The organism is Nocardia sp. NPDC058497, from assembly GCF_042720195.1.
Classification (GTDB): Bacteria; Actinomycetota; Actinomycetes; order Mycobacteriales; family Mycobacteriaceae; genus Nocardia.
In genome coordinates, this window is the sequence record NZ_JBHXMY010000912.1 from 1 (window position 1) to 1,598 (window position 1,598).

Annotated in this window: 2 protein-coding genes; both read right to left on the reverse strand. The window is 66.3% G+C overall.

All coding sequences use genetic code 11. From position 1 onward, the window contains the following. The coding region (locus ACFWPJ_RS32395; RefSeq protein ID WP_378857273.1) for a TOMM precursor leader peptide-binding protein at positions 1-1,225 on the reverse strand (1,225 nt) is incomplete at its 3' end. Between the two features lie 9 nt (positions 1,226-1,234). Continuing rightward, positions 1,235-1,598 (reverse strand): hypothetical protein (locus tag ACFWPJ_RS32400; protein WP_378857274.1); only part of this gene is annotated, 364 nt, incomplete at its 5' end.

The window sequence follows — 1,598 nt, forward strand, 5'->3', positions numbered from 1 at the left end:
GCGCGTACCAGGTCATCAGGAACGCGTCACGTTCGACCGTTTCCAGGATCCCGTAGAGAATCGCCTCCTCGAGGCAGCCGCCCAGCGCACAGCCGTTCGAGATCTCGTACAGGAATGGCCTCGGGTCCTCATCGCGTCGCGGTGCCCGGTAGTAGGCGTAGGACTCGGGCACGAGGATCGGAGCCTGGCGCATGAACGAATATCCCCAGACCCACGGGTATATCCGGGTGTCGTCGAATTGCTCGAAGCCGAAGTCCGGCCTGCGATAGCTTTCCGCGGGATGCAGGGCCAGCTGACGCGGGTCGACGGCCTCGGAAGCGATCTGGCGGAAGCTGGATCGGACAACCGTCCGCTTACCTCCCGGGTACAAGCCACCATGCCGCTCCAGCGCCTCGAGCAGTGCGATGAGCTCGCTCGAGCGGTAGTTGGCGGTCCGTCCCCAGCCCCGCTCGGTCCCTCCGCCCCGGAGACCGAAAGGGGCCGCGGCAACAGCGAGACCGCCTTCGTTGCCGCGGCTGAACTCGCTGATGAGTCCGCACTCCGGGTCCACGTACAGCGCGCGTAGTGCGTCGAACTCGTGGTGTACGTCCCGGACGCGATAGGTCTTCGGTGCGAGTTTGGTAACCGAACCGATCGCGACCGCTGCCAGCTCCGGGTCGTCCGGTCGCAGGCTCCCGCACGTGGAACACAGGGGATCCGGCAGGAACGAATGCGTGGTGAAGGACAGGTCGGCCAGCTCGACGATCACGATGCCGCGGTGAATCCGCATCGGCTCGGCGTCGGTGAGTCGTCGCCATTCGTCGTCGACCAGTTCGGCGACGAATTCCGCCGCGAGGGCGGTCAAAGCTCGCGGCGGCACTGTCGCGAGTTCCTTCGAGTTGCGCTCGCGCACAGCGTCCCAGCCGGACGGGTCCTTCCGTGTGCGGCGTCGGCGGGTCTCGGTGCACGTGCCGCAGCCCGGCGTCCCGGTGACTTCCAGCGGTCCGACAACGGCACGTGAAATCTCGGTGTGGATCGGTAGCCAAGGCACCTGTGCCGCTTGTGCGGCGGCTCGAACGAGGTCGTGTGCACTGGTATCCCAGCAATCGGTCACACTCACCACCGCGGCGCAGGCGGCAAGCGTGGCTGGGGCGTCCAGGGAGATCGTTCGCGTAGTGCCGACCCGGTCGCGAATCGCCCGCGCGATGTCGCCGCTGCCGATGATCCCGAGTGTCTTTCCGGTCATTGGTCCCGTCTATCTCTCGTAGCCGATCACGTGCACGACGAACGGCAGCAGCCCGGCGACGAAGGTGTCGTGATCGAGTGGAACCACGACGATGTCGTGGCCGGCGCGGTGGAGGGTGTCGAGAAGATCGCCGGATGTCGCGGTGTTCACCAGGCTGCCCTGGGGCGTCTCGGTCACCACCGCCGGTTGTGGGATCTCGCCCAATGATGGTGGGGCATAGTCGAAATGACGGTCTGACCGCGCTTGGCAGGCGTGTAGAGCCGTGGTCAGCGCGGAGATGATCGCTTCCGCCGGGGTCGGCGCGCAGGCGATCGAACCCAGCGCCGTGCCCAATCGGCAATCGAATGTCGGAACGGCGACTCGACCGGATATC